This is a genomic window from Pedobacter nutrimenti (genome assembly GCF_032678445.1).
Lineage (GTDB): Bacteria > Bacteroidota > Bacteroidia > Sphingobacteriales > Sphingobacteriaceae > Pedobacter > Pedobacter nutrimenti_A.
Genome location: NZ_JAVTSQ010000006.1, coordinates 181,205 through 203,562, shown reverse-complemented (window position 1 = coordinate 203,562; position 22,358 = coordinate 181,205). Strand labels below are relative to the sequence as shown.

General features: G+C 40.5%; 16 protein-coding genes. 2 read left to right on the top strand and 14 right to left on the bottom strand.

What is annotated here, in order from left to right:
- Window positions 1-4: 4 nt before the first annotated feature.
- The 6 genes from R2S08_RS12370 to R2S08_RS12345 all read right to left on the bottom strand — a co-directional run bounded on the left by R2S08_RS12370 (window position 5) and on the right by R2S08_RS12345 (window position 10,790).
- Entirely contained in the window at window positions 5-2,332 is a 2,328-nt protein-coding gene (locus R2S08_RS12370) for a glycosyl hydrolase family 95 catalytic domain-containing protein (RefSeq protein ID WP_316835470.1), read from the bottom strand.
- Between the two features lie 154 nt (window positions 2,333-2,486).
- Entirely contained in the window at window positions 2,487-5,111 is a 2,625-nt protein-coding gene (ppsA, locus tag R2S08_RS12365; RefSeq protein ID WP_316835469.1) for a phosphoenolpyruvate synthase, read from the bottom strand.
- A gap of 15 nt (window positions 5,112-5,126) precedes the next feature.
- Window positions 5,127-5,582 (bottom strand): MarR family winged helix-turn-helix transcriptional regulator, encoded by a 456-nt coding sequence (locus R2S08_RS12360; RefSeq protein WP_316835468.1) that lies wholly within the window; start codon window positions 5,580-5,582, stop codon window positions 5,127-5,129.
- Window positions 5,583-5,740: 158 nt separating this feature from the next.
- Window positions 5,741-7,126, bottom strand: a complete 1,386-nt coding sequence (gene mgtE, locus R2S08_RS12355; RefSeq protein WP_316835467.1) for a magnesium transporter — start codon at window positions 7,124-7,126, stop codon at window positions 5,741-5,743.
- Between the two features lie 90 nt (window positions 7,127-7,216).
- Window positions 7,217-7,609 (bottom strand): hypothetical protein, encoded by a 393-nt coding sequence (locus R2S08_RS12350; RefSeq protein ID WP_316835466.1) that lies wholly within the window; start codon window positions 7,607-7,609, stop codon window positions 7,217-7,219.
- 49 nt (window positions 7,610-7,658) lie between these two features.
- Window positions 7,659-10,790: an efflux RND transporter permease subunit gene (locus R2S08_RS12345; RefSeq protein WP_316835465.1), complete on the bottom strand. Its 3,132-nt coding sequence runs from the start codon at window positions 10,788-10,790 to the stop codon at window positions 7,659-7,661.
- Window positions 10,791-10,983: 193 nt separating this feature from the next.
- On the opposite strand from R2S08_RS12345, the gene R2S08_RS12340 reads away from it, so the two are divergent.
- A complete protein-coding gene (locus R2S08_RS12340; protein WP_316835464.1) occupies window positions 10,984-12,594 on the top strand; it encodes an ATP-binding protein in 1,611 nt (536 codons plus the stop codon).
- Between the two features lie 99 nt (window positions 12,595-12,693).
- On the opposite strand, the gene R2S08_RS12335 is transcribed toward R2S08_RS12340, so the two are convergent.
- The 4 genes from R2S08_RS12335 to R2S08_RS12320 all read right to left on the bottom strand — a co-directional run bounded on the left by R2S08_RS12335 (window position 12,694) and on the right by R2S08_RS12320 (window position 16,027).
- The gene (locus R2S08_RS12335) at window positions 12,694-13,707 is read right to left on the bottom strand and encodes an NAD-dependent epimerase/dehydratase family protein (RefSeq protein WP_316835463.1); all 1,014 of its coding nucleotides are present in this window, start codon (window positions 13,705-13,707) and stop codon (window positions 12,694-12,696) included.
- Window positions 13,708-13,774: 67 nt separating this feature from the next.
- Entirely contained in the window at window positions 13,775-14,374 is a 600-nt protein-coding gene (locus R2S08_RS12330; protein ID WP_316835462.1) for a Crp/Fnr family transcriptional regulator, read from the bottom strand.
- A 3-nt stretch (window positions 14,375-14,377) separates the two neighbouring features.
- Window positions 14,378-15,235 carry an alpha/beta hydrolase gene (locus R2S08_RS12325; protein WP_316835461.1) on the bottom strand — a complete coding sequence of 286 codons (858 nt, stop codon included), beginning with the start codon at window positions 15,233-15,235 and terminating at the stop codon, window positions 14,378-14,380.
- 87 nt (window positions 15,236-15,322) lie between these two features.
- Window positions 15,323-16,027, bottom strand: coding sequence for a hypothetical protein (locus R2S08_RS12320; protein WP_316835460.1), 705 nt, complete (start codon window positions 16,025-16,027; stop codon window positions 15,323-15,325).
- A 148-nt stretch (window positions 16,028-16,175) separates the two neighbouring features.
- Here R2S08_RS12320 and R2S08_RS12315 point away from each other — a divergent pair, with 148 nt between their 5' ends.
- Window positions 16,176-17,384: a PQQ-dependent sugar dehydrogenase gene (locus tag R2S08_RS12315; RefSeq protein ID WP_316835459.1), complete on the top strand. Its 1,209-nt coding sequence runs from the start codon at window positions 16,176-16,178 to the stop codon at window positions 17,382-17,384.
- A gap of 66 nt (window positions 17,385-17,450) precedes the next feature.
- Here R2S08_RS12315 and R2S08_RS12310 read toward each other — a convergent pair whose 3' ends face one another.
- The 4 genes from R2S08_RS12310 to R2S08_RS12295 all read right to left on the bottom strand — a co-directional run bounded on the left by R2S08_RS12310 (window position 17,451) and on the right by R2S08_RS12295 (window position 22,270).
- Window positions 17,451-18,527 (bottom strand): glycoside hydrolase family 18, encoded by a 1,077-nt coding sequence (locus tag R2S08_RS12310; protein ID WP_316835458.1) that lies wholly within the window; start codon window positions 18,525-18,527, stop codon window positions 17,451-17,453.
- 61 nt (window positions 18,528-18,588) lie between these two features.
- Window positions 18,589-19,374, bottom strand: coding sequence for an SDR family oxidoreductase (locus tag R2S08_RS12305; protein ID WP_316835457.1), 786 nt, complete (start codon window positions 19,372-19,374; stop codon window positions 18,589-18,591).
- Window positions 19,375-19,392: 18 nt separating this feature from the next.
- Window positions 19,393-21,036 carry a sodium:solute symporter gene (locus R2S08_RS12300; protein ID WP_316835456.1) on the bottom strand — a complete coding sequence of 548 codons (1,644 nt, stop codon included), beginning with the start codon at window positions 21,034-21,036 and terminating at the stop codon, window positions 19,393-19,395.
- Between the two features lie 10 nt (window positions 21,037-21,046).
- The gene (locus tag R2S08_RS12295) at window positions 21,047-22,270 is read right to left on the bottom strand and encodes an enolase C-terminal domain-like protein (protein ID WP_316835455.1); all 1,224 of its coding nucleotides are present in this window, start codon (window positions 22,268-22,270) and stop codon (window positions 21,047-21,049) included.
- Window positions 22,271-22,358 lie beyond the last annotated feature (88 nt).

Below are 22,358 nucleotides of genomic sequence, written 5' to 3'. Positions count from 1 at the left end.
TACATCAATTAAGAACGGCCTTTAACGTTTGTCCTTTGTCCAGATCAACTTCATAAACATCCCCGGTCTTTACGACATTCTGAATGTTCCATGTTGGTCTGCTTCCCATAAAATTATCTTTAATACGAACTTTTCCACTTTTACCGGCAGTAATGCTGAAATCTGTTGTTTTGTTGTTTTTTCTTACAGCGGAAACCAGATAGCCGCCTTCAGCTCTTAAATTTGTAAAAGAGGCATTTGCCCATTTCTGCGACACCGCTGGAAAAATACGGATAATTCCCGTATTCACCTGGCCAGGATTTGGGCTCCAGCTTTGGAGCAACATTTCATGTACAGCCTGTGAAGCCAGAAAGTTACCCTCTAGAGTAAAGGGACGATAGGTGAAATCTGAATACCCGCTTTTTGTTTGGTCTCCATTTACATGAAATCCGTTGCGCAATACAAATGCTTTAACAAAAATATCTAGATTTTTAACTGCGGCTTCTGCGTCACCCACCCTTGCCCTCATGCAGCTCATCCATGAAAAACTATATCCACACCACTGACTTGTACCCAGCTTATCCCAGCTATGTAAACTCGCATCTATGACCTGAGTGGCTCTTTCACCGTTCTCTTTAGTAATTAAGTTAAAGGGATATAACCCAATGATATTAGACAAATGACGATGACTGCTTTTCAACTCATTGTTGGCATCCAGCAACAATGTGCCGTCTTCCTTGGTATGAAAATCACCCAGGGCTAATGCGGCGGCAGCCCATTTCTGTGCTTCCGTATCTTTTTTACAAACCTCTGCCATTTCTTTCAGGGAAAGGAACAGCATTTTTAAGCTCATCAAATCATAATTACTATTGGGTTCCAGCCATGCCTTTGGGCTGTTATCGAAGATTTCCGGAGAAGAAGAAAGAGGTAGTTTCAGCAAACCTTTACTGTCTTTTTTTAACAGGCCGAGCATACATTCTCCCACTTCTGAACTCCATGGGTAAGCCTTTTCCTTCAAAAACTTATCATCAGCTGTATATAACCAATGCAGATAAAATAAATGTGCGCTCCAGGCACTCATTGATGGCGACATGCTGTATTGCCCCCATCCACCTAAAGGCTGCCCGGAATAAGACATCACTCCCGGACAGGCCAGCCCGGCAGTACCATAAAAATCTCTTGCAAAAGCCCTGAAGAAATCACGGCGGTCCCATAGAAAGTTCAAATAAGAAGCGCCTTCACTATAACGGCCCGATTCCTGGTAGGCCATATAAGTCATTTGTGTATTCAGGTCATTGTGGTAATCTCCTTTCCAGGGTGGTAAAGCACCGTTATCGGCTGTCCATACCCCTTGTAAAGGCATTGGCGGTGCGTTTAAACGAGAGGCTGCACCGTAAAAATACTGCACCAGATTGTACTGTTTCTGAACTGCTGTATCAGGGACTGAAACGCTTGACTCCTGCCAAAAATTTGTCCACCACTTTACATGAGGTTTAAGCATCCCCTCATATCCATTATTCAACGCTTTAGAACAACGCTTACGTGCCAGGACTAAGAAGTCCTTAGCGTCCATGGTTGAGGTAATGCTCAGTGCAAGCAAAGTTTCACCTGCAGTTTTTTTTGTCTCTACGTACACGCAATATTTGAGGCCATCGGCAGCTTCTTGTATATACCACTGTGCATTCTCTGAATTGCCCTTTATTGCCTCAGGATAACCAAGTTTATTCACGGATCCGCCACTACTCGGGCCTGCCTGTTCACGGGCCTTTTGACGGTATACATCCATAGGCGATAAAAGCTGTACTCCGGTTGGAACCACTCCTTTTATGGAAAGCATCGCAACTGGCACATGAGCACTATATAATGCATTTAAAATAGCACCAGATCTGAACCGGACAACGCCTTGCGCTGTTGCCTCCTTCAACTCAAATTCATTTACCACCTCAGCATCTGGAAATTTAAGTTCAATTCGGCCGGCCGGAAGTTTAGTGGGGCTTACTCCTCTATAAGCAGCATCCCACCAGGTGGCTACGGTATTGAATTTCTTTTGGGCAATCATGTCTGCGCCCTTTTGATAGGTATATTTCTTCCACCATTCTTTTTCTCCTGTGGTCCGCTCGTCCCAGAGATCTCCTCTATCTAAAGAAAGTCTAATGGTGTGCGCTTCTCCCCACAGCAGTCCCCCCATTAATCCATTTCCCAGTGGAAGTCCTTCGTCCCAGCTACTTACCGGGGCTTTAAGCTTTAAATTATAAACAGAATCTGGTAGTTCCACCAGCTGAGCGCTGGCAGACAAGCCTAAGCAAATATTAAAAAAAACGAAACTCGTTTTAAAGATCTTAGTTGCATGCATGATGGTATGATTTCAAATTTTCTGAGAAGAATTGGTATATTTGGTTATAACCAAAACTACTCGTACCAAAATAAAGCTTAAATGGATTAATCAATTATTTAAATGGACTATCCAATTAAATTTCATTTTAACTTCGATTCAGTCCAGTCAAAGGTTAAACAATCTCTACATATCCATCAGTACCATTTACCCGGATCCGCTGTCCGTCCTGGATTAATCTGGTCGCATTTTCAACACCAACAACGGCTGGTAAACCATATTCTCGGGCAATAACTGCTCCGTGGGTCATCAACCCACCTACTTCGGTAACCAGTCCATTGATGGATACAAACAGAGGGGTCCAGCTTGGATCTGTAAAGGAAGTGACCAGTATATCTCCGTTCTCCAGATCGGCATCTTCCATATTTAAAATAACCCGTGCCCGCCCCTCTATCACCCCTGAGGAAACAGCCAGACCTGCAATTGCTTTGGGTGGAAGATTTTCATGATTGTACTTACCCGAAATGATTTCTCCATCTGAGGTCATCACCCTTGGCGGGGTTAGCTTTCCATATGATTTGAATTCTTCTTTTCGTTTACTGATCAACTGGTTGTTTGGTTCTTGTGTACGTACCATTTCACGCAATTCGTTAAAAGTTAGGTAATAGCTATCTTCCTGATCAGAAATAACATTGGCTTGTTGCAGTTGTTCGACTTCTTTCAGTAAAGCCTGCTTATAAACGAAGAAACGGCTAACAATTCCGTATTTTGGATATTCGCGATATCCGGCGAAATTTCGGATCAGGTCAATCATGGCCTTTGTTTCCTGTGCTTTTTGTTCGCCATCTGGTAATGCTGCCAATCGATCTAATAAAGATTGCTCTTTCTTTAGTGCTTCCTGTAAACCTTGTTCAAATTTCCGCTTGCTTGCCCCTGGTTCAAAGTTTTTAATATTGGTTAGAATTATTGGGATAAGAATGGCGGGATTTTCACACCAGCGGGTTTTAGTCATATCAATTTCACCAGCACACCGCATACCATATTTCCCCAGATAGGCATCGATAATATCCTTGACTTCTTGCCCGCCATCAAACTTAACAATATCGTTCAGGAAGTAGCTGGTTTTTACCTGTTGCAAATATTCAATTATTGCCGCGTGTGGACGGATAGCATCAGCAATATCCAAGAGTTCCAGGCCCATCTCCGAAGTGATATTGTTTGATACAGATTGAGAAAGGATGTCTGCGACGTTCTTTTCACCAAACCAGTCGTTCATCTTTTCATTGATCCATGCTGAAGCATTCATTGTAGCTATGATTACTCCCAAATGTTTCCCATCAAATATCATCTGCTTTGATTGCCGGATATCGTCCAGGATAAACTCAAATAGATCATCTCTGGATTTCGTCCGAATGTTTTGTTTGAGCACTTCTACTGATGCCTCGTTGTGTTTAATCAGATCAGCGACAATCGCAGGGTCGTTTCCTACTTGTCCTAATATATCCGCTACGGTCATCCCTTTATTACTTTTAACCGGAATCCTTCCTGTTTCATCGTTAGGGCGAGGTTTTATAAAATCCCCCCGTTCCACGATCGTCTGTAATGCGTCTTTTATGAGTGGATCATGTTGTTCCATAGCCGCTAATAAATTATCCCTGCCAGCAGGTGTAGCCAACTCATTCTTGACATCGACAAACAACCTTCCACCAGCTTCAAACATTGGTCTTGCAGCTCTTAATTGCCACAAAGATAAACCGAGAGGTTTCATGGGATCAGTCATCATCTGCTGATGGCCAACAGATATATAAACGTGATTTTCCTGGTCATTTGCGTCTGGAACGGGGTACAAGGTCGTGATTGGCCGGCTCTGAACAATATAAAATATATCATTAACCAAACACCATTCAATGTCCTGTGGGCGGCCAAAATAGGCTTCAATCTTTCTGCCAATGCCTGCGAGTTGCAAGATTTGTTCATCCGTCAGTGCCTGCATGTATTGTTGCTCAGGTTCAATTTCCTGATGTATAGTACCGCCTGCTTCTACAGCTAAAATGGCTAGTTTTTTGGCGGAGATCTTTTTAACGATCTCCTGGTTTGCACAGACACGATAATTGTCGGCATTTACAAGACCGGCTACCAATGCCTCGCCAAGCCCAAAGCTGGCATCGATAGACAAGTGTTTTTTATTGGAACTTACAGGATCTGCTGTAAACATTATTCCTGCTACGTCGGGAAATACCATTTTCTGAATAACAACAGCCAGGTGAACCTTCCTGTGGTCCACTTCATTTTTGATTCTGTAGATGACAGCCCGATCGGTAAAAAGTGACGCCCAACACTTGTTAATGTGTTTTGCTATCGCTTCTATCCCTTTAATATTCAAAAAAGTATCGTGCTGTCCTGCGAAGGAAGCTGCAGGCAGGTCTTCTGCGGTAGCACTGGATCGCACCGCATAAGCAGTTTTATCGCCAATCCTTAGAAGGCAATTTTCTATCTCCTTTAAAATAGCTGTTGAAATTGGCAGGTGTTCAATGGTATCTCGGATTTTCGCACTGATTGTATTGATATTCAATACATCTTCCACCTTAAGCAAGGCCAATTCATTCAACAAGTTATTGATGTCCAGATTGTCTCCGATGGTTTCTTTGTAAGCTTCTGTAGTCATATAGAACCCATCTGGTACCTCTACCCCGTTAATGTGCTGCAATGCATTTAAGTTAGCTGCTTTACCACCCAACAAATCAAGTGTCGCTTTACTTTCATGGGTTACGCCAGGGACGTAAATATTTATATTCTCCATCTGCTTATTTTTATATTATTTACTTCTCAGCGTTGCCGTTATCTCCTTCATGATCTCCACTGATTTTGAGAGGTAGCTTTCGATGATTTTAATTTCGTCGTTTGAAAACGAAGCCGTCAATTCTGCTGACTTATTTCTAAAATCTTGATAGAGCGGAGCCAAAAGCTCCATTATTTTTTCCGTATCTGGTACAATAAAAACCTTTCGTCTATCGTCTTCACCATGCTGTCTTTTTACTAATTTTTTCTTTTCAAATCTATCGATCAAACCGGTAACCGCCCCTGTGGTCAAGCCTATTAAATTTGAAAGTTCTCCTGCCGTCATCTGCCCTCTTTCTAACAGAAAGCCTAAATATTTATGATCTGTACCTGAAAACCCCGCTGTTCCGGCAATCGCCTCATGCATCTGAAGAGATGTATATGCATAGGATTGATTTAATTTTCTGATTCTTCTGATGTGTTCTTCTTCCATGCTGTATTTTTTGTTGGCATCCAGGTGCTATTTCTATGGTCTATTTATCTTAGTCTACAAATATCTTATTAACTAAGATAAATAATAACTATGATCCACACAAATATTTTCAATGTTTACAATTCTATACTTGTCAATAGCCGCAAGCGTAAAAATGACTACAGCAAAGTGCCCTTTAAGAAGATTGCGGCAATACTAAAATAAATTACTAAGCCGGTAACGTCTACCAGGGTCGCTACAAATGGTGCTGAAGAGGTAGCAGGATCAATTTTACATTTCTTTAGGATCATCGGCACCATCGATCCACTTAAGGTTCCCCATAACACAATACCAATTAAAGAAAAGAATATAGTGGTGGCCAGTAACAACCAGTGAGGCCCATAGTTATACCATTGAAAATTTTGCCATATAGAAATTCGCACAAAACCAATTGCACCTAGTATAATACCTAAAACCAAACCAGATAAAATTTCTCGTCGCATTACATACCACCAGTCTTTTAACGAGAGCTCTTTCAATGCCATGGCCCTGATAATTAATGTGGCTGCCTGCGAACCACTGTTACCACCACTGGAGATAATTAAAGGAACGAATAGGGCAAGCACAACGGCCTTTGAAATCTCCCCATCGAAATATCCCATTGCAGTTGCGGTTAACATTTCTCCAAGGAAAAGAATGATGAGCCAGCCTGCCCTTTTTCTCAATAATGAGAAGAAAGGAGTTTTTACATAAGGGAAATCCAACTCTTCAATACCTCCAAATTTCTGGATTTCTGCAGTATCTTTTTGTTCGGCCACGTCCATAACATCATCAACTGTGACCACGCCAAGCAAAATATTCTCATCATTAATGACAGGGAGTACCACCCTGTCATACTCTTTGAACTTTTGGACGGCATCCTCTTTTGTATCAGTGATTTTTAAACTTGTACAAAAGCCATCCAATATGTCTTCAATCTTCTTGTAGTTTTCAGTTAGCACTAACCTTCTAATTGGCACATCATCAATAAGTTTACCTTCGTTATCCAACACATAAATTACATTTACAGCTTCTGTATCTTTATGATTCAAACGTAAATATTCACTTGCCTCTGCGATTGTCATAGTTCGATCTACGGCAGCAAAATCCGTATTGATAATTCTGGCAACGCTTTTATTGGAGTAACCTAGTAAATGTTCAACCGCCGTTCTATTTTCCTCATTTAAAAACCCGAGGAGACGAGAAAGTTCCACTCCTTTAGAGGAGGAATAAAAAATGGTACGGTCATCTGACTTAAGGTTGTTAAGGATATAAGATGCTCTGTCTTTAGATATACTTGTTATGATCCGCTTCTGGAGTTGTACATCTAAATAAGGTAGAACATTTACCTGCTGTTCTTCCTGAAATGAGTTGAACGCTTCAATGGCCTTATTGACCGGAATTGAAATAAATAATTTAGCAACTTCTGAAGGATGGATATACCCTGTTTGGTTATTGGGCTTAAATAAACCGGAAAAGTCTCCGGTCAGTATTTTCTTTCTTACTTCTTTAAAAGGAAAATTCATTAAGGACGATTTAAGTAGAGATTGTAAACACAAGATAATGGACCTTGTCTTCAAGGTCCATTATCTTGTGTAATAATAGATAAAGGAAGATTAATTGCCCTTTTTGCCCCCTTGTGCGTTCATTGCTTTTAATTTGGTTATCTGATCTGGTTTAAGAATAGTTTGATACTGCTCCATGCGGTATTGAGAAATTGCTTTCGAACCTCCCGGATCTTGTTTTTTACTTTGTTTTAACGCATCCTTACGACGGATACACTCGGTATTAACGGCCAATACTTTGGTATACTGCGCATCATCCAGAGAAAGTTTTTTCTGCAATTCTTTGGAATAGGCTACAGCACGCTGATCTGCAGACTGAGGAACAGCCTGGATACTTGTTTTTTTTGTAGCGTGCTGTTTTGGTGCGGTGGCCGGAGCAGCAGTTTGTGCTGACACAGAAAATACTGTAGCAGCCAATGCAAGGGTGAAAAGGATTTTTTTCATAGCAATCTAATTTTAAATAAAAATAACGAAAATTAAATCTGGTATTTATCTATTCTTCCTCCTTAATTTTGTTTGCTCTTAATTTTTCCTGCAATGTCTGGAAAATCACAAATAAAGAAGGAACAACAAATACCCCCAGTAGTGTACCAAAAAGCATTCCACCGATAGCACCTGTACCAATTGAACGGTTACCGTTAGCGCCTACCCCGCTAGAAAACATTAATGGCATTAACCCAAATATGAATGCAAAGGACGTCATTAAAATAGGTCTTAGACGGGCTTTAGCCCCTTCTATCGCTGAATCTAATATGCTCATCCCCTTTTCCCTTCTTTCAATAGCGAATGTAATCATCAAAATGGCGTTCTTTGCGAGGAGCCCGATCAGCATAATTAAGGATATTTGCATATAGATATTGTTATCCAGACCAAAAACCTTTGCAAATACAAATACTCCGGATAAACCCACCGGCAATGAAAATAAGACTGCAAGCGGAAGTAAATAACTTTCATACTGGGCACTCAACAGCAGATAAACGAAGGCGAGACATAAAATAAATATATAGAGTGTCTGTGAACCACTGTTCTGTTCCTCGCGGCTAATGCCTGAATATTCGAAGCCATAACCTGCAGGCAGATACTTATCTGCCGTCCTTTGGATAGCTTGTAGTGCTTGGCCGGTACTGTAGTTGTCATTTGGTGAGCCACTTACAGACATAGAACTAAACAGGTTAAACCGGGTTACATTTTCCGGCCCGTACACTTTTTTGAGGGCAATGAATTCAGTAATGGGTGTCATTAGGCCACTACTGGTTTTAATTCCGATTCGGTTAAGACCCTGCGGATTTGCCCTGTAATTTGTATCTGCCTGGATAATTACTCTGTACTGCTGTCCAAATTCATTAAAATTGGACGTATACGAACTGCCGTAAAAGGCCTGCATAGCACCCAATACATCTGAAACAGACACCCCGGCATCTTTGCATTTTGCCACATTCACACTCATCTGATATTGAGGGAAATTAGGGTTAAAAGAGGTGGAAGCATATTGAATTTCCGGCTGATTGTTCAACTGTGCTAAAAACTCTTTTGCTACGCCATAAAACTGACTTGTGGTATGACCACCCTGATCTTCCAATTGAAAAGTAAAACCACCACTGGTTCCAAAACCCGTTATCGTTGGCTGCGACATGAATAGAATACTGGCTTCTTTTATGTTTGCAGTCTTCTTTGTAAGCTCTTTAATAACAGCGTTATTGCTTACTTTAGGCCGCTGGTCCCAGGGTTTAAGCCTGATAATGACCATACCATAAGAACTTCCACTACCGCCTATAAAATTTTGTCCCATGGTACGCATGGTATTTTGTACTTCAGGGATTGTTCTGGAAATGGAATCTACTTTGATGGCTACAGCCTTAACCCTATCCATTGTAGACCCCGGGGGAAGGGTAATGTTGACAAAAATAGTCCCCATATCCTCACTAGGGACAAAGCTGGAAGGCGTAGATTTCATCAAGGTATAAAACGCTGCAATGAACAGACCTATAGCGACTACAACAATCCATTTTTTGGCCATGAGAAATTTTACAGCGCGGGCGTATTTGCTTGTGAGTCCATCATAAGCGGCGTTAAAACTAACACCGAACCGATGCATGAGCGTTTTCTTTTCCTGTTCCTTAATATGCGAGGGAGGTTTTAAAAACATGGCGGCCAATGCTGGACAAAGGGTTAAAGCATTAACAGCAGAAATTACGATTGCAATGGCCAATGTAATTCCGAATTGCCTGTAAAATACACCAGCTGAGCCGCTTATAAAAGTAACCGGAACAAATACTGCAGCCATGATTAAAGTAATGGATACGATTGCTCCCGAAATTTCGCTCATAGCATCAATTGCAGCCTTTCTTGGAGATTTATAACCACTTTCTAATTTCGCATGTACAGCCTCTACAACCACAATCGCATCATCCACAACAATACCAATGGCCAGTACCAATGCAAATAAAGTAAGCAGGTTAATACTAAATCCAAAGAGATATAGAAAGAAGAATGTCCCTGTAATGGCTACCGGAACAGAGATCCCGTGAATAATGGTCGATCTAAAATCCTGAAGAAAAATAAAGATGACCAAAAACACCAACAGAAAACATTCAACAAGTGTATGGACCACCTTGTCAATTGAAGCATTTAAAAACTGATTGACGTCTACCAGATAAATAGATTTGATACCTGCAGGAAAAGCTTTCTGTGCCTTTTCAAGAACCAGTTTAGATTTATTAATAACATCGCGCGCATTACTACCAGGTGTCTGGCTAATCGATATACCTACAGATTGCTTTCCATCTGTAGCGGTGGAACCCGTATAGGTTTGTGCACCGAGTTCTATCCTTGCCAGATCTTTTAGCCTTAGGTATTGGCCTTTTGTTGTGGATTTAACAATAATGTTTCCAAACTCTTCAGGAGATTGAAGGCGGCCGGTGTAGGTAATTACGTATTGAAAAGTCTGATGATCATTTTCTCCAAAATAACCTGGTGCAGCATCCTGATTTTGTTCATTTATAGCATTGGATATATCGGTGGCTGTTACGCCATAGATCTGCATGACATCGGGCTTTAACCAAATCCGCATAGAATAGGTCATCGCTGAACCAAAAACATTTGCTGCCCCTACTCCATTGACACGCTGTAATTGGGGAATGATGTTAATTGCTGCGTAATTCTGAAGAAATGTTTGATCATAGGCAGGCTTATCGCTATAGAGAGACATGATCAGTAAGTTGCTACTCTGCTGTTTACGGACAGTAACACCAGCTTTAATAACGTCTTGTGGCAACAAACTGGTTGCCGCCGATACCCTGTTCTGTACATCAACGGCAGCTTGATCCGGGTTTGTACCTACCCCAAAGAAAACACTAATAGATGCCGTACCTGTATTTGTGGCAGATGAGGTAATATAGGTCATCCCTTCTACCCCATTAATTTGTTGTTCCAGCGGAACAATTACGCTCTTTAATACGACATCTGCATTTGCTCCGGCATAGGTAGCTGAAACTTGTACAGTGGGAGGTGAAATATCGGGATATTGCGCAATGGGCAACTTCACCAGACCTAATATGCCCAATAATACAATGAGCACTGAAATAACGGTACTTAGTACCGGTCTCTCTATAAACTTTCTGAGCATAGAATAAATATAAACATAATCCCTTGTCGATTTATTTATTTACGTGCAAAAAGAGCGCCCGAAAATGAGCTAACTATGGTGTGTAACAAGAGTTTTTCAAAGCAAGAGTTTTATTCGGCTGATTTTAACTCAGGGACTATTCTATTATAGAAATAATTATCTTTATGCGTCACATAAAGCCACAAAATTCAAAATGCCTCAGAACCCGAATGCAAAGTCCCATCTCCAATATTTAAAAGATGGTGGTGAAATGGGAAGACTCACCAGAGCTTATAATTGGTCAGAAACAACTTTAGGCGATCCTGAAAACTGGTCTCTAAGTTTGTTGACCACAATAGGTATTATGCTGAAGTCAAAATTTCCTATGTTTTTATGGTGGGGTGACGAATTGATTCAGTTTTACAATGATGCTTACCGGCCAAGTCTTGGTAATGAGGGAAAACATCCCAAAGCTTTAGGGCAGCATGGAGCAGAATGCTGGCCGGAAATCTGGCCGGTAATTAAACCGCTTATTGATCAGGTCATGCAGGGCGGCCCCTCTACCTGGAGTGAGGATCAACTGATACCTATTTATCGAAATAATCAGCTGGAGGATGTGTACTGGACATTTAGTTATAGTAAAGTTGATGATGAATCAGGCATGCCTGGTGGTGTTTTGGTCATCTGTTCAGAAACAACGGAAAAGGTACTTAATTTTCAAAAAATTGAGAATACGATAAAAGAACAGGAACGTTCGAGAAAGAAAACCGAAAAGGCAGAAAGTATGTTAAGGTTTTCGATTGAGGCTGCGAACGCTGGTACATGGAATATGGACAGAAACAGCAAACAATTCATCGCATCAGATAGAATGAAAGAGTTGTATGGATATCATTCGAACGATCCGATGACTGCCGAAGACGCCATTTCAAATATCGCAGAAGAATATAGGGAAAAAGTCAGGGATATGCTTTATGCCACACTCAACAGAAATGAGTATTTTAATGTTGAATATCCAGTCCAGGGCCGTAATGATGGAAAAAATCGTTGGCTAAGGGTTTTTGGTCGCCTATATCCGGATTCAAACGGAAATTTAACTCATTTTTCAGGTCTGTTGATAGAGATTACTGAACAAAAGTTAGATGAACTTCGTAAAAATGATTTTATTGGAATGGTTAGCCATGAACTTAAAACACCGTTAACCTCCCTCACCGGCTACGTTCAGTTATTAAAAGCTAAACTAAAAGGAATTGAAGATACGTTCGTAACCAATACTATGGAGCGGGCACTTGGTCAGGTAAAAAAAATGAACACGCTGATCAATGGATTTCTAAATATTTCTCGCCTGGAATCTGGGAAAATCCAACTCCATAAAGATAATTTTCAGCTTGATATGCTGATCAAAGATATTGTGGAGGAAACCACGCATATTGATGACGGACATATTTTGTCGCTTTCGAATTGCCAGCCCGTAAACATATATGCAGATCGGGATAAAATAGGATCGGTAATTTCAAATTTACTTAGTAATGCAGTAAAATACTCTCCTAAAGGAAAACGCATTGAAATTAACTGTGAAATTAAACAGGCGGAAGTACAGGTGAGTATAACGGATGAAGGTATTGGGATACAGCAAGCAGATGTAGATAAATTATTTCAACGTTTTTATCGCGTGGAAAGTAACCACACACAGAATATTTCTGGTTTTGGAATTGGTCTGTATTTGAGCGCAGAGATTGTTCAAAGACATGGTGGAAAAATCTGGGTGGAAAGTAAAAGTGGTCATGGCTCAACGTTTTTCTTTACACTCCCACTTACTATTCAATAGCATCTCCCTGCCCTGGATCGTAAAATCTTTGAAAATAGACAAAAAGAAGGCTTGAATTTTGATGGCCGCATTTTAATGCGGCCTTAGTTTTCGATCCTTCTATTTTAAAAGCGACTGATGTTGCAATAAATATTCTATAGCTTCCTCTACAGCTTGCTCAGGGCTAACCGGATTAAATCCGAGCTCATTCCGTGCCTTGGAAATATCGAAATTTTGCTGTAATCCGGAAAACATAGCAATATCCTTCCTGGTTAATAAGGGTGCCTGATTTTTCCATTTACCTACAAGTTCCATTAGCCAGGCAATGGTAAACAAGACCGGCTTTGGAACTGTTCCTGGTACTTTTAAGTTCAATTCGGGATGTAATTTCTTTGCCAGTACTGTGGTGCCTGTTATAGTGAGGCACTTTTCATTGGCTAAGATATAGCGTTCGCCGCTTCTTCCCCGAACAGCAGCTAAGTGACATCCTTCGGCGACATCTTTTACATCTATCCAGTTCATGGTTATTTTGGTATCAACCGGGATCTGTTTATTCAAGATGAGTTTTAATACACCATAGGAAACATTTAAGGGCAAAGAAGCCACTCCTCCGATCATTGCAGATGGCATGACCACAACCAATTCAATGCCGAGTTGCCTGGCTAGTTCTAATGCCAGTTGTTCGCCATCATTTTTTGAATTGTAATACATGTCTCTTCGGTCGTTATTATAGCCATTGCTCTCCTTTGCAGGTAAACTGGTGTAATCTAAAGCTGCAATTGAGCTGACATAGACAATTCTCTTTACTCCGGCTTCGGCGGCAGCCTCAATTGTATTTCTTGTACCCTGCAGATTTACATCATAAATCTCTTTTTTTGGATCTTTTGCCCATAGTTTGAATGATGCACCAACGGCGTAGAACGTTTCTACCCCTTGCAGCGCTCTTACAAAAGATGCTTTATCGGTGATATCAGCTTCAACAACCTCACAATCCAACCCATGAAATGGAACTTTATTGTTAATATTTCTTACGCTTGCTCTAACTGGAATGCCTTTTTTTAGAAGCAGTCTGATCAGGTTATTTCCCAAATGTCCATTGGCTCCTGAAACCAATGCTAAATTTTTCTGTGTCATAATTTTATATTTAAATCACAACACAAAATTCAGCAGTAGGAATTCGTTTACACTTGACTTTTGTTAGTTAATCGTGCTGGCTAGCTACTTTTCTGCGTATGCGGCTTAAGCTTTCCGGTTTCATGCCTAAAAAGGATGCGATATAAGCAATTGGTACATTCTGTAAGATATCAGGAAAAGTATCCATCAGTTTCCTGTAACGCTGTTCTGCAGTGAGTGTGGCCAATTCTTTAGAGCGATTTTCATTATACTCAATGGACTGCTGAAAAACGGAAATACTAAAATCCTTCATCGCGATGCTTCTCTGCGTAAGCCTGTCAAGGTCTTTTTTAGTTATTCTTAACAACTCAGATTCTGTAATACTTTCCAGGTTTTCTGTGGATGTTTTTTGATTAATGAAACTGCTGTATGAAGTAATGAAGCCGGGAGGGCAATTGATATGTGAGGTAACTTCATCTCCATGATCGTTATAATGGAACAACCGCAGATAGCCGGAAATGATATAATAGATGTATTTTGGTATCTCTTGCTGTTCTTCAATTATTCTGTTTTTAGGGAACAAAACAGGTTTAAAGGAGTCTTCAATAAGGCGTACATCCTCCTCCGTGAGGCTTACTCTGGTTTTTATAAACGTCAGAAGCTTGTTGATCGAACTTTCTTCAGCCATATTTTATTTCTGATATTCAGTTTTGGGATAAAATAACTTGAAGGCATTGTATACCGCCTGGTGTATTACAGTTGAATGGATTTCCTGAGGCAAATAATCAAAAAATACAGCGGTGTTTTTTCCTGCCGTTTTCTGAACAACTTTACTGAAATTTAACGCATCCTGGTACATAACCAGATCTTCGTCTTTATTGCAAGCACCAATATAGACCATATGTCTGGAGTCTTGATCTGCTGCCGGTTTCAGTTTTGTGACTAAGACTTCATTTCCCCACCACAAACTCGGTGCTATAATCATATAGTTATTAAATAAGTTTCTATGATTGGCATAGATTTCGGATGCTAAAAGACCTGCCAGGGATTCACCGACTATGGTGTTAAAATGGCTTGTCCGATAATGTTTGTCCATAAAAGGCTGCAGTTCTTTTTCTAAAAAATTGATGTACAAGGAAGAGCCTCCATATTGTGGATACTGCTCTTTTTTAAAGCCTATTTTTTTTAGAAAATCCAGGTCAGGCACTGGAAAGGTAAAATCTCTCCGACGGTTGGTATTCTCTATTCCTACAACTATAGATTTTGGGAACCGGTTTACCCAGGGTTGGGTATTGTACCTCACTATCCCTGTGATGTGAATGAAATCTTCTTCCAGACCACCATCAAGGATATAAATTACCGGGTATTTAGTTGTATCCGTTTCCTTATAGTCCTCTGGCAGGTAGATGTTAATTTTACGGGTTTCACCTAATTCTTTGGATTCTAGCAGTGTTGTAATACCAATAGTTAATGGTTGGGTCTTCTCCTGGGCATAAATTGTGCTGGAGATTAAAAACAGAAATAGGATTTGTAAGAGTAGTTTTTTCATGGTTCGATTGCTGTAAAGCTATAAAAAAGACTTAGCATAATGGCTAAAATGCAATGAACTAAGTTTTGTATAAATCCACACCGACCTCTAGGATTTCAATCGATAAGAAAGACCAAATCGCCACATCCGGGAATAGGTATCACTTTTACCACCTCCAAGTACCTTTTCTTTATAATTTTGAATCCCATGGGAATAAGCAATGTAAACACCAATCCCATGGTCAAATTCTGTAGACAATTGAATTCTTGGTCTAAGATCACTTTTCCTGTTTAATCGATCAATGGAAGTTTGAATGTGAAAGGCTGCATTGTCTGTAGATTTTGCATCTCCCTTTTCGGTAGAACTCAAAATATATCCTATGTCCATTCCCCCCACTATATCAAAGGTACGTTTGCTAAGAAGGAAACGCCCACCCATATATGGAAACAAATTTATAAAAGAATTATTTAGATAGGTGTTACCTTTAAAAGAGGATGCTATATCACCAATTACATCTTGATATTCCAGATTCACCCTGCTTCTTAGCATTTCATAGCCTAAATCAGCACCATAAATAAATTGATGCTTGGTTACTTTCCTGATGTTAAAAGAAAGGCCATAGCTGAGTCCTCCTTTTGATCCATAAGGGTTATTCGTATAAGTTGCACTGTTGATCCTGGAAACGGATTCTGCCCCGGCGCCCCGATAAGAATAAAGACCTGAATTTAAGTTGGCACGAATTTCTAATTGTTGTGCCTTTAAGGATAGCGGAAGTAGTCCGAAAAATAAGAAGATAGTAGAAATCTGTTTCATAAAAGTTTAATTTGGTTAGTGTACTAACGTATGTCATCGAGCTAACGCTACCTCATATTCGATATTTTTATACAATATCGAATAAAATTTATAAATTGATTACGCATTCCGTTTTTCCAATTCATTCACCTAACAACCTTTTTTAATTATGCAACCTATTAGTAAAAAAGCATCTACCCTCTTTGTTGTCGGCCTGATTTCTATATTTGCTTGTAACCATGGTGACGCCCAATCTCCGGTGGAAACCCAGCCAGCGAATACAAAATACAAGCCCGCATTTACGGGGCAAACGCGTATTGCAGGTGTAAAAACCAAAGCACCTGTCTCTGTTACTTTATTAAGTAAAGACCTGGAACATCCCTGGGGAATCTGTGTTTTACCCGACGGACGTTTTTTAGTTTCTGAAAAGCTGGGAACCATGTGTATTATAACTACTACCGGAAAAATAGTAAAGAAAATAACAGGTTTACCTAAAGTTGTACCTGATGGACAAGGTGGGCTGCTCGATGTTAACATTGATCCGCATTTCGCCACCAACAGAATGATTTATTGGGATTATTCTGAACAGACATCTGGCGGTACATTATTAGCGATTGCCAAAGGAAAATTATCTGCGGATGAAACTAAAATCGAAAATATACAAGTGATTTACCGTGCCACCCCGGCCTATAAAGGAACACTTCAATTTGGTTCCCGTATCGTTTTTGATAAGAATGGAAACTTATTTGTAAGTACTGGTGAGCGCTCAGGGAATGACATTCGGATGCAGGCCCAAGCCTTAAATTCATCTCTCGGAAAGATCATTCATATTACGAAGGATGGAAAAGCTGTTCCTGGCGGTCCTTTCTCTAAAACTCCAAATGCCAGGCCGGAAATTTATGCCTTAGGTCTTCGTAGCCCGGAGGGATTGGCTATAAATCCACTAACTGGCGAACTATGGGAGTCTGAATTTGGTCCAAGAGGCGGCGATGAAATCAATATCATCCGGCCAGGAAAAAATTATGGATGGCCGGTGATCACCTACGGTATAGAATATAGTGGTGAAAAAGTTGGTGATGGTATCCAGCAAAAAAAAGGTATGGAACAGCCTGTTTATTATTGGGATCCTGTTGTATCTCCCTCAGGAATTGCTTTTTATAACAGTAACGTTATTCCTGAATGGAAAGGTAACCTTTTTGTTGGAGGTTTGAGCAGTACGCATATTGTTCGGCTGGTGATCAAAAATAATAAGGTTGTTGGTGAAGAGCGGTTTTTAAAAAGTGAGGGGGAGCGTTTCCGCGCCCTTGCTGTTGGTAAAGATGGAGCGCTTTATGCTGTAACCGACGGTGGACGATTCTATAGAATTGCAAAGAAATAAAATAGGCCCTGCAGATCCTTCTGTGATCTGCAGGGCCTAAATCCTTTTCTGTTATCAGAAGCTTTTTTATTTTGATTCCTTAACCGGGTTCATAATTTGTATCGCATCACGGATGTTTTTAAAAACAGGCTTATGATTGTAGTCGCGGCTCATTCTATAGGCCCCTGCTCCCCCGCCATTATTGTCTTTCATCCATTGTGCATAACTCAGAAGCGAGGCCACAGTTTTAGCATCGCCATCTGGTGTGGAGTCCTGACCGCCATTTGCATAAATATATTGATCCCCATTTACAAGCGCTATAAATTTACTTCCATATGCCTTAACAATTGGAGGGAAATCCTGGATTCCAGCACCGCGCCAGGCGCGGTTACCTCCTATGTATGACTGAAAGTAAACATAGTCGTAATTCGATTTAAATGGTACAAAAAGAACATCATAACCTATATTTCTACCTGTAAAAATAACGTCTGTATCGTAAATGAAAAGCGGCTTTTTTCCATTTGAATTAACGGTACAGCTGGTACAATTCGGGCCGAAATACTTTGCCAGGGCAGAAAGGAATTTCGCAGCGTTGTATGCAGGTACCTCAGCACCGAACATTCCTGTTTCAATATCCACATCAAGCCCATCCCATTTATTCTGAACAACGTATTCCATATACTTGTTCTTTGCATAATGGTCGTATGTACTTGTACTTTTTGCTACATTGGGATCTATACCTGCGGGGCGTACATAACCTGGGGTTTTGGTAATGGGATCATTTACAGAGTGATCAAAATAAGCACTATTGGGTGCTATTGTTTTCACAATTTTAATCCCCTTCTTCTGTGCCGCCCTCCAATGATCTGGATTTGGATCATAGCCTACGAAAAGGGAGACAATATCGAGACTGTCGGGAAGGTTTGATAAATTGGTTGATGCTTCGGGGTCGTTACCATCGGCAACCACATATCCTACGGCCAACAGATGATCACTAGCTTTATACTTAAGTAGTTGCTTTAAATAACTTGCCGAATCAGCTGACAGAGCTGTAGAATCCCTGGCATTTAAGCCAGATTTGGTATATGTAAATGAATAGAGTAAACCGGTTATTAAAACCAGTAAGCCTATGCAGAAAGAATATTTGTGTATCGGTTGCTTCATCTGTTGATTTTTATATGTTTTTCTAAATTACAAAAAACAAGCAAGCATTGATGATGATGTCTTAGGAATTTCTCCGGTAACCAAGTTCTGCCCCGCCACTAACTGGTAAAATGGTGCCAGTAATAAATCTGGATTGATCAGAAAGAAGAAAAACACAGGCATCGGCAATCACATCGCCTTCAGGGCAATAGCCTAAAGGATGAATATCATCGAGGTATTTTTCTATGGAGCTTGGATCTGGTTGCTCTTTAGACCATTCACGTAACATAGGCGTCCATACTCCGGCCGGAAGGACAGCGTTAACGCGGATGCCATAACGCGCATAATCAAGGGCCATTGATTTGGTTAGTGTGTTTAATGCACCTTTTGTTGCGGTATAGGCTGCATGATTTTCCTGGCCTATTTCACCAACAAGACTACTGGTATTCAAAATACATCCTTTGGTTCTTTTAAGTTCTTCGAAACCAAAGCGGGTGGTAAACAAAACACTCATTACATTCACATCCATCAATTTCCGCCATTCTTCATCACTGGTTTCATGCAGGGGTTTGGAAGGGCTGGCAATACCTGCATTGTTATGAATGGCATCAATCTTTCCAAATTTGTCCAGGGTTTCGCGTATGGCCTTCTCAACCTGCTCTCCCGAAGAAACATCACAAACAATTCCATGATGCTCCTTTCCCAACAGCTTTACTGCTTCTTTAACAGATGGTTCCGAAGATGCTACAATAACAACGTAAGCGCCTGCTGCGGCATAAGCCTTAGCACATTCCAGACCTATTCCCATAGATCCTCCTGTAAGAAAAATTACTTTACCTGATAATAACATCGTTTCCAACGGGTTCATTTTTGAATTTTTAGTCATCTATCTAAATATATAGTATAGTACGCCTGTTACTAAAAGTAGCAATACCGACAGCACCTTATAATTACCAAAACCTTTCCAACCTGCATCATGTAAAGGTTCTAAAGGTGATTTCCAGAAGAGTTGTACGCTTTCCGGAGTATGTTTTACAGGATAGATTCGTGAAAAGCTGACTTGTACGATCAGACAAATGCAGAACAGGTAAAAGGCCATCATCATGAAGGGAATATGTCCAATTATACTTTCAGGAAATAGTTTACCTATAGCAAAGACAATTACACCTAAGGCAGAACCAATCCATAAAGTCAGCTTTGCTGACTCTGCAGAGGCTCCTTTCCAAAATACACCGAGTAGAAATACACATGTAATTGGTGGAGCAATATGCGCAATGATGTCGTTGATGCCACTAAAAATACTTTCATATCTCCCCAATAATGGTAATAGTGCAAGAGAAAAAACAAGTGCGACACCAGCTGATATCTTACCTGCCCAAATCAATTGCTTATCTGATGCATCAGGACGATACCGTTGGTACATATCATAACTGACCATGGTGGATATGGAGTTTAGTGCACCTGCCACCTGACTCATCAGGCCGGATAAAAGGGCCGCCACCAATACACCAACTAGGCCCGTAGGTAAAAGTTGTGTAATCATCAATGTATAAATTCCTTTTGAATTAACATGTCCTTTGTCGTCTACACCTAAGCTGCTGATGTCTAAATGGCCCGATTTTGATAAGGTATAGGCCAGTAAACCAGGCAAAACAAAAATGAATACCGGAAGGATTTTAAGAAAGCCACAGAACAAAGATCCAACCCTCGCATGATTTTCGTCCTTAGCACCCAACACACGCTGAACAATGGTTTGATCGGCACACCAGTACCAGATTCCTAAAATGGGGTAACCTAAAAACACGGTATACCAGGGCATTCCACTGCTGTCACCAGATGGCCTTAACATAGACAGTTTATTCATTTCACCAGTGTTTTTCAAAACATCTGTCATATGACTCCAGCCACCCATTTTGTTAAAAGCAGCGTAACTGATGATAAATGCCCCTGTTAACAAGACTACAGTTTGTATTGACTCGGTGACTACTACGGCTTTTAATCCACCAATGATGGTATAAATAGCTGTTATAATACAAATGACGATGACACTGAGGTACATATTCAATCCAAATAGTGTTTTTAGCACAATACCGCCAGCGAGCATAGAAAATGCGATGTGAATAATGATAGCTGAAACCACAGAGATCACAGCCAACCAGTCTCGGCTTGAACGATCATAACGCTTTTCTAGAAAATCTGGTAAAGTGGCTACTCCGGATTTGATATAAAATGGCACAAAGAATAAGGCAAGAAGTACCAGTGTTACACCGGCCATCCATTCAAAATTTCCGTTGAGTAAACCACTGTCAAAGCCACTCTGTGCCAAACTAACCAAATGTACGGTGGATATATTCGTAGCAAAAAGTGCCAGACCGATAGCTGGCCATTTAAGGGTTTTTCCGGCGAGAAAATAACCACCGGCAGTATTTGTTTTGCTTTTGCGCCGGTGGCGGATTCCTGTCCACAGTCCTATTACCAGAATACCAAGCAGATATGCAATACTGATGCACAAGTCTAGAGATTTTAACATAATTTCAATATTAATGAATCAAGTCACAACTACTTCCCGCTTCCATTGGAGTTCTGTAAACTCCACCTTCAATGATGGCAGGATGGACAAAATGTTTTTGCAGATGTGGTATATGTTCTAAGAACAAGGCTTCATGCCCCATGGAAATATGATTAAAGAGAACCAGGTGCTGATGCAATTGACCCATATCCCCCACATGAGGAACAACTGGAATACCATATTTCCGGCAGAGTAAACTAACTGTAATGAATTCACTGACACCACCTAACCTTACGGCATCTGGTTGCATAAAACCTGCTGATCCTGTTTGTAGGTAATTTTTAAAGATAATGCGATTTGGAACATGTTCACCAAGTGCTAATTTAGTTGGTGCAATAGCCTCTGCCAAGGTTTTATGTGCCATTACATCATCGGGATGAGTTGGTTCCTCAATCCAATAAGGATGCATACTTTGAAATTCCTTGCATATCTTAAGTGCTTGTGGCAAGGTCCATTGCTGGTTGGCATCCAGCATCACTTTGATGTCTGGTCCCGCTACTTCGCGTACAATGTGAGATCGGCGGATGTCTCTTTCTGAATCCTTGCTTCCCACTTTCAGTTTCATTGCAGTAAATCCTTCTGCAACGGCCCTGATACAGTTTTCGCGTACCTTTTCGTCACTATAATTGAACCAACCAATAGAGGTGTCATAACCAGGATAACCTGAGTTGAGTATCTCACAACGGTTTTCCTTACCTGCAGAATTATCTTTCAGTAATTTTAATGCCTGCTCTGGGCTAAGTACATCTTCAAGGTAAGAAAGATCAAGTGTATTTACGATTTCTTCTGCTGAAAGATCAATTAATAATTTCCAGAGTGGTACTCCCCTTTTCTTTGCCCATAAATCATAACAAGCATTGGTTACGGAAGCTAGAGCCAAATGTACCACGCCCTTATGAGGGCCTAGCCAGCGGAACTGTTGTTCATTAGAAAGCTGATTAAACAATGCTCCAAAATCAGACATCAGTTCCTCAATATCTTTACCTTTCAACTGCTCTGCATAAAACTGAGCTGCTTTGCAGACCAGGTCATTTCCTTCCCCCAGTGTAAAAGCAAACCCTGTTCCTGTTAGACCGCTGTCGTCAATCAAATTGGTCACTGCATAAGAATAGATAGGGTCGCTATGGATAGCATCACTTCCTGCCCCTTTACCCAGGGGAAAACGTAGGTCATTTATCTGTATTTTCTTTATCATTTATCCCGTATTATAGATAATCAGTAAATATTTAGTTAGAAATCAAAACTAATCCCATATGGATCAATCAGCAATGAATTATCTCTCT

What these genes read in the sequence shown, in the direction of transcription:
- R2S08_RS12370 (WP_316835470.1), bottom strand. Translation starts at nt 2,332, where the DNA reads ATGCATGCAACTAAGATCTTTAAAACGAGTTTCGTTTTTTTTAATATT.
- R2S08_RS12350 (WP_316835466.1), bottom strand. Translation starts at nt 7,609, where the DNA reads ATGAAAAAAATCCTTTTCACCCTTGCATTGGCTGCTACAGTATTTTCT.
- R2S08_RS12305 (WP_316835457.1), bottom strand. Translation starts at nt 19,374, where the DNA reads ATGAACCCGTTGGAAACGATGTTATTATCAGGTAAAGTAATTTTTCTT.
- R2S08_RS12315 (WP_316835459.1), top strand. Translation starts at nt 16,176, where the DNA reads ATGCAACCTATTAGTAAAAAAGCATCTACCCTCTTTGTTGTCGGCCTG.
- R2S08_RS12320 (WP_316835460.1), bottom strand. Translation starts at nt 16,027, where the DNA reads ATGAAACAGATTTCTACTATCTTCTTATTTTTCGGACTACTTCCGCTA.
- ppsA (WP_316835469.1), bottom strand. Translation starts at nt 5,111, where the DNA reads ATGGAGAATATAAATATTTACGTCCCTGGCGTAACCCATGAAAGTAAA.
- R2S08_RS12325 (WP_316835461.1), bottom strand. Translation starts at nt 15,235, where the DNA reads ATGAAAAAACTACTCTTACAAATCCTATTTCTGTTTTTAATCTCCAGC.
- R2S08_RS12300 (WP_316835456.1), bottom strand. Translation starts at nt 21,036, where the DNA reads ATGTTAAAATCTCTAGACTTGTGCATCAGTATTGCATATCTGCTTGGT.
- R2S08_RS12360 (WP_316835468.1), bottom strand. Translation starts at nt 5,582, where the DNA reads ATGGAAGAAGAACACATCAGAAGAATCAGAAAATTAAATCAATCCTAT.
- R2S08_RS12310 (WP_316835458.1), bottom strand. Translation starts at nt 18,527, where the DNA reads ATGAAGCAACCGATACACAAATATTCTTTCTGCATAGGCTTACTGGTT.
- mgtE (WP_316835467.1), bottom strand. Translation starts at nt 7,126, where the DNA reads ATGAATTTTCCTTTTAAAGAAGTAAGAAAGAAAATACTGACCGGAGAC.
- R2S08_RS12335 (WP_316835463.1), bottom strand. Translation starts at nt 13,707, where the DNA reads ATGACACAGAAAAATTTAGCATTGGTTTCAGGAGCCAATGGACATTTG.
- R2S08_RS12345 (WP_316835465.1), bottom strand. Translation starts at nt 10,790, where the DNA reads ATGCTCAGAAAGTTTATAGAGAGACCGGTACTAAGTACCGTTATTTCA.
- R2S08_RS12330 (WP_316835462.1), bottom strand. Translation starts at nt 14,374, where the DNA reads ATGGCTGAAGAAAGTTCGATCAACAAGCTTCTGACGTTTATAAAAACC.
- R2S08_RS12295 (WP_316835455.1), bottom strand. Translation starts at nt 22,270, where the DNA reads ATGATAAAGAAAATACAGATAAATGACCTACGTTTTCCCCTGGGTAAA.
- R2S08_RS12340 (WP_316835464.1), top strand. Translation starts at nt 10,984, where the DNA reads ATGCCTCAGAACCCGAATGCAAAGTCCCATCTCCAATATTTAAAAGAT.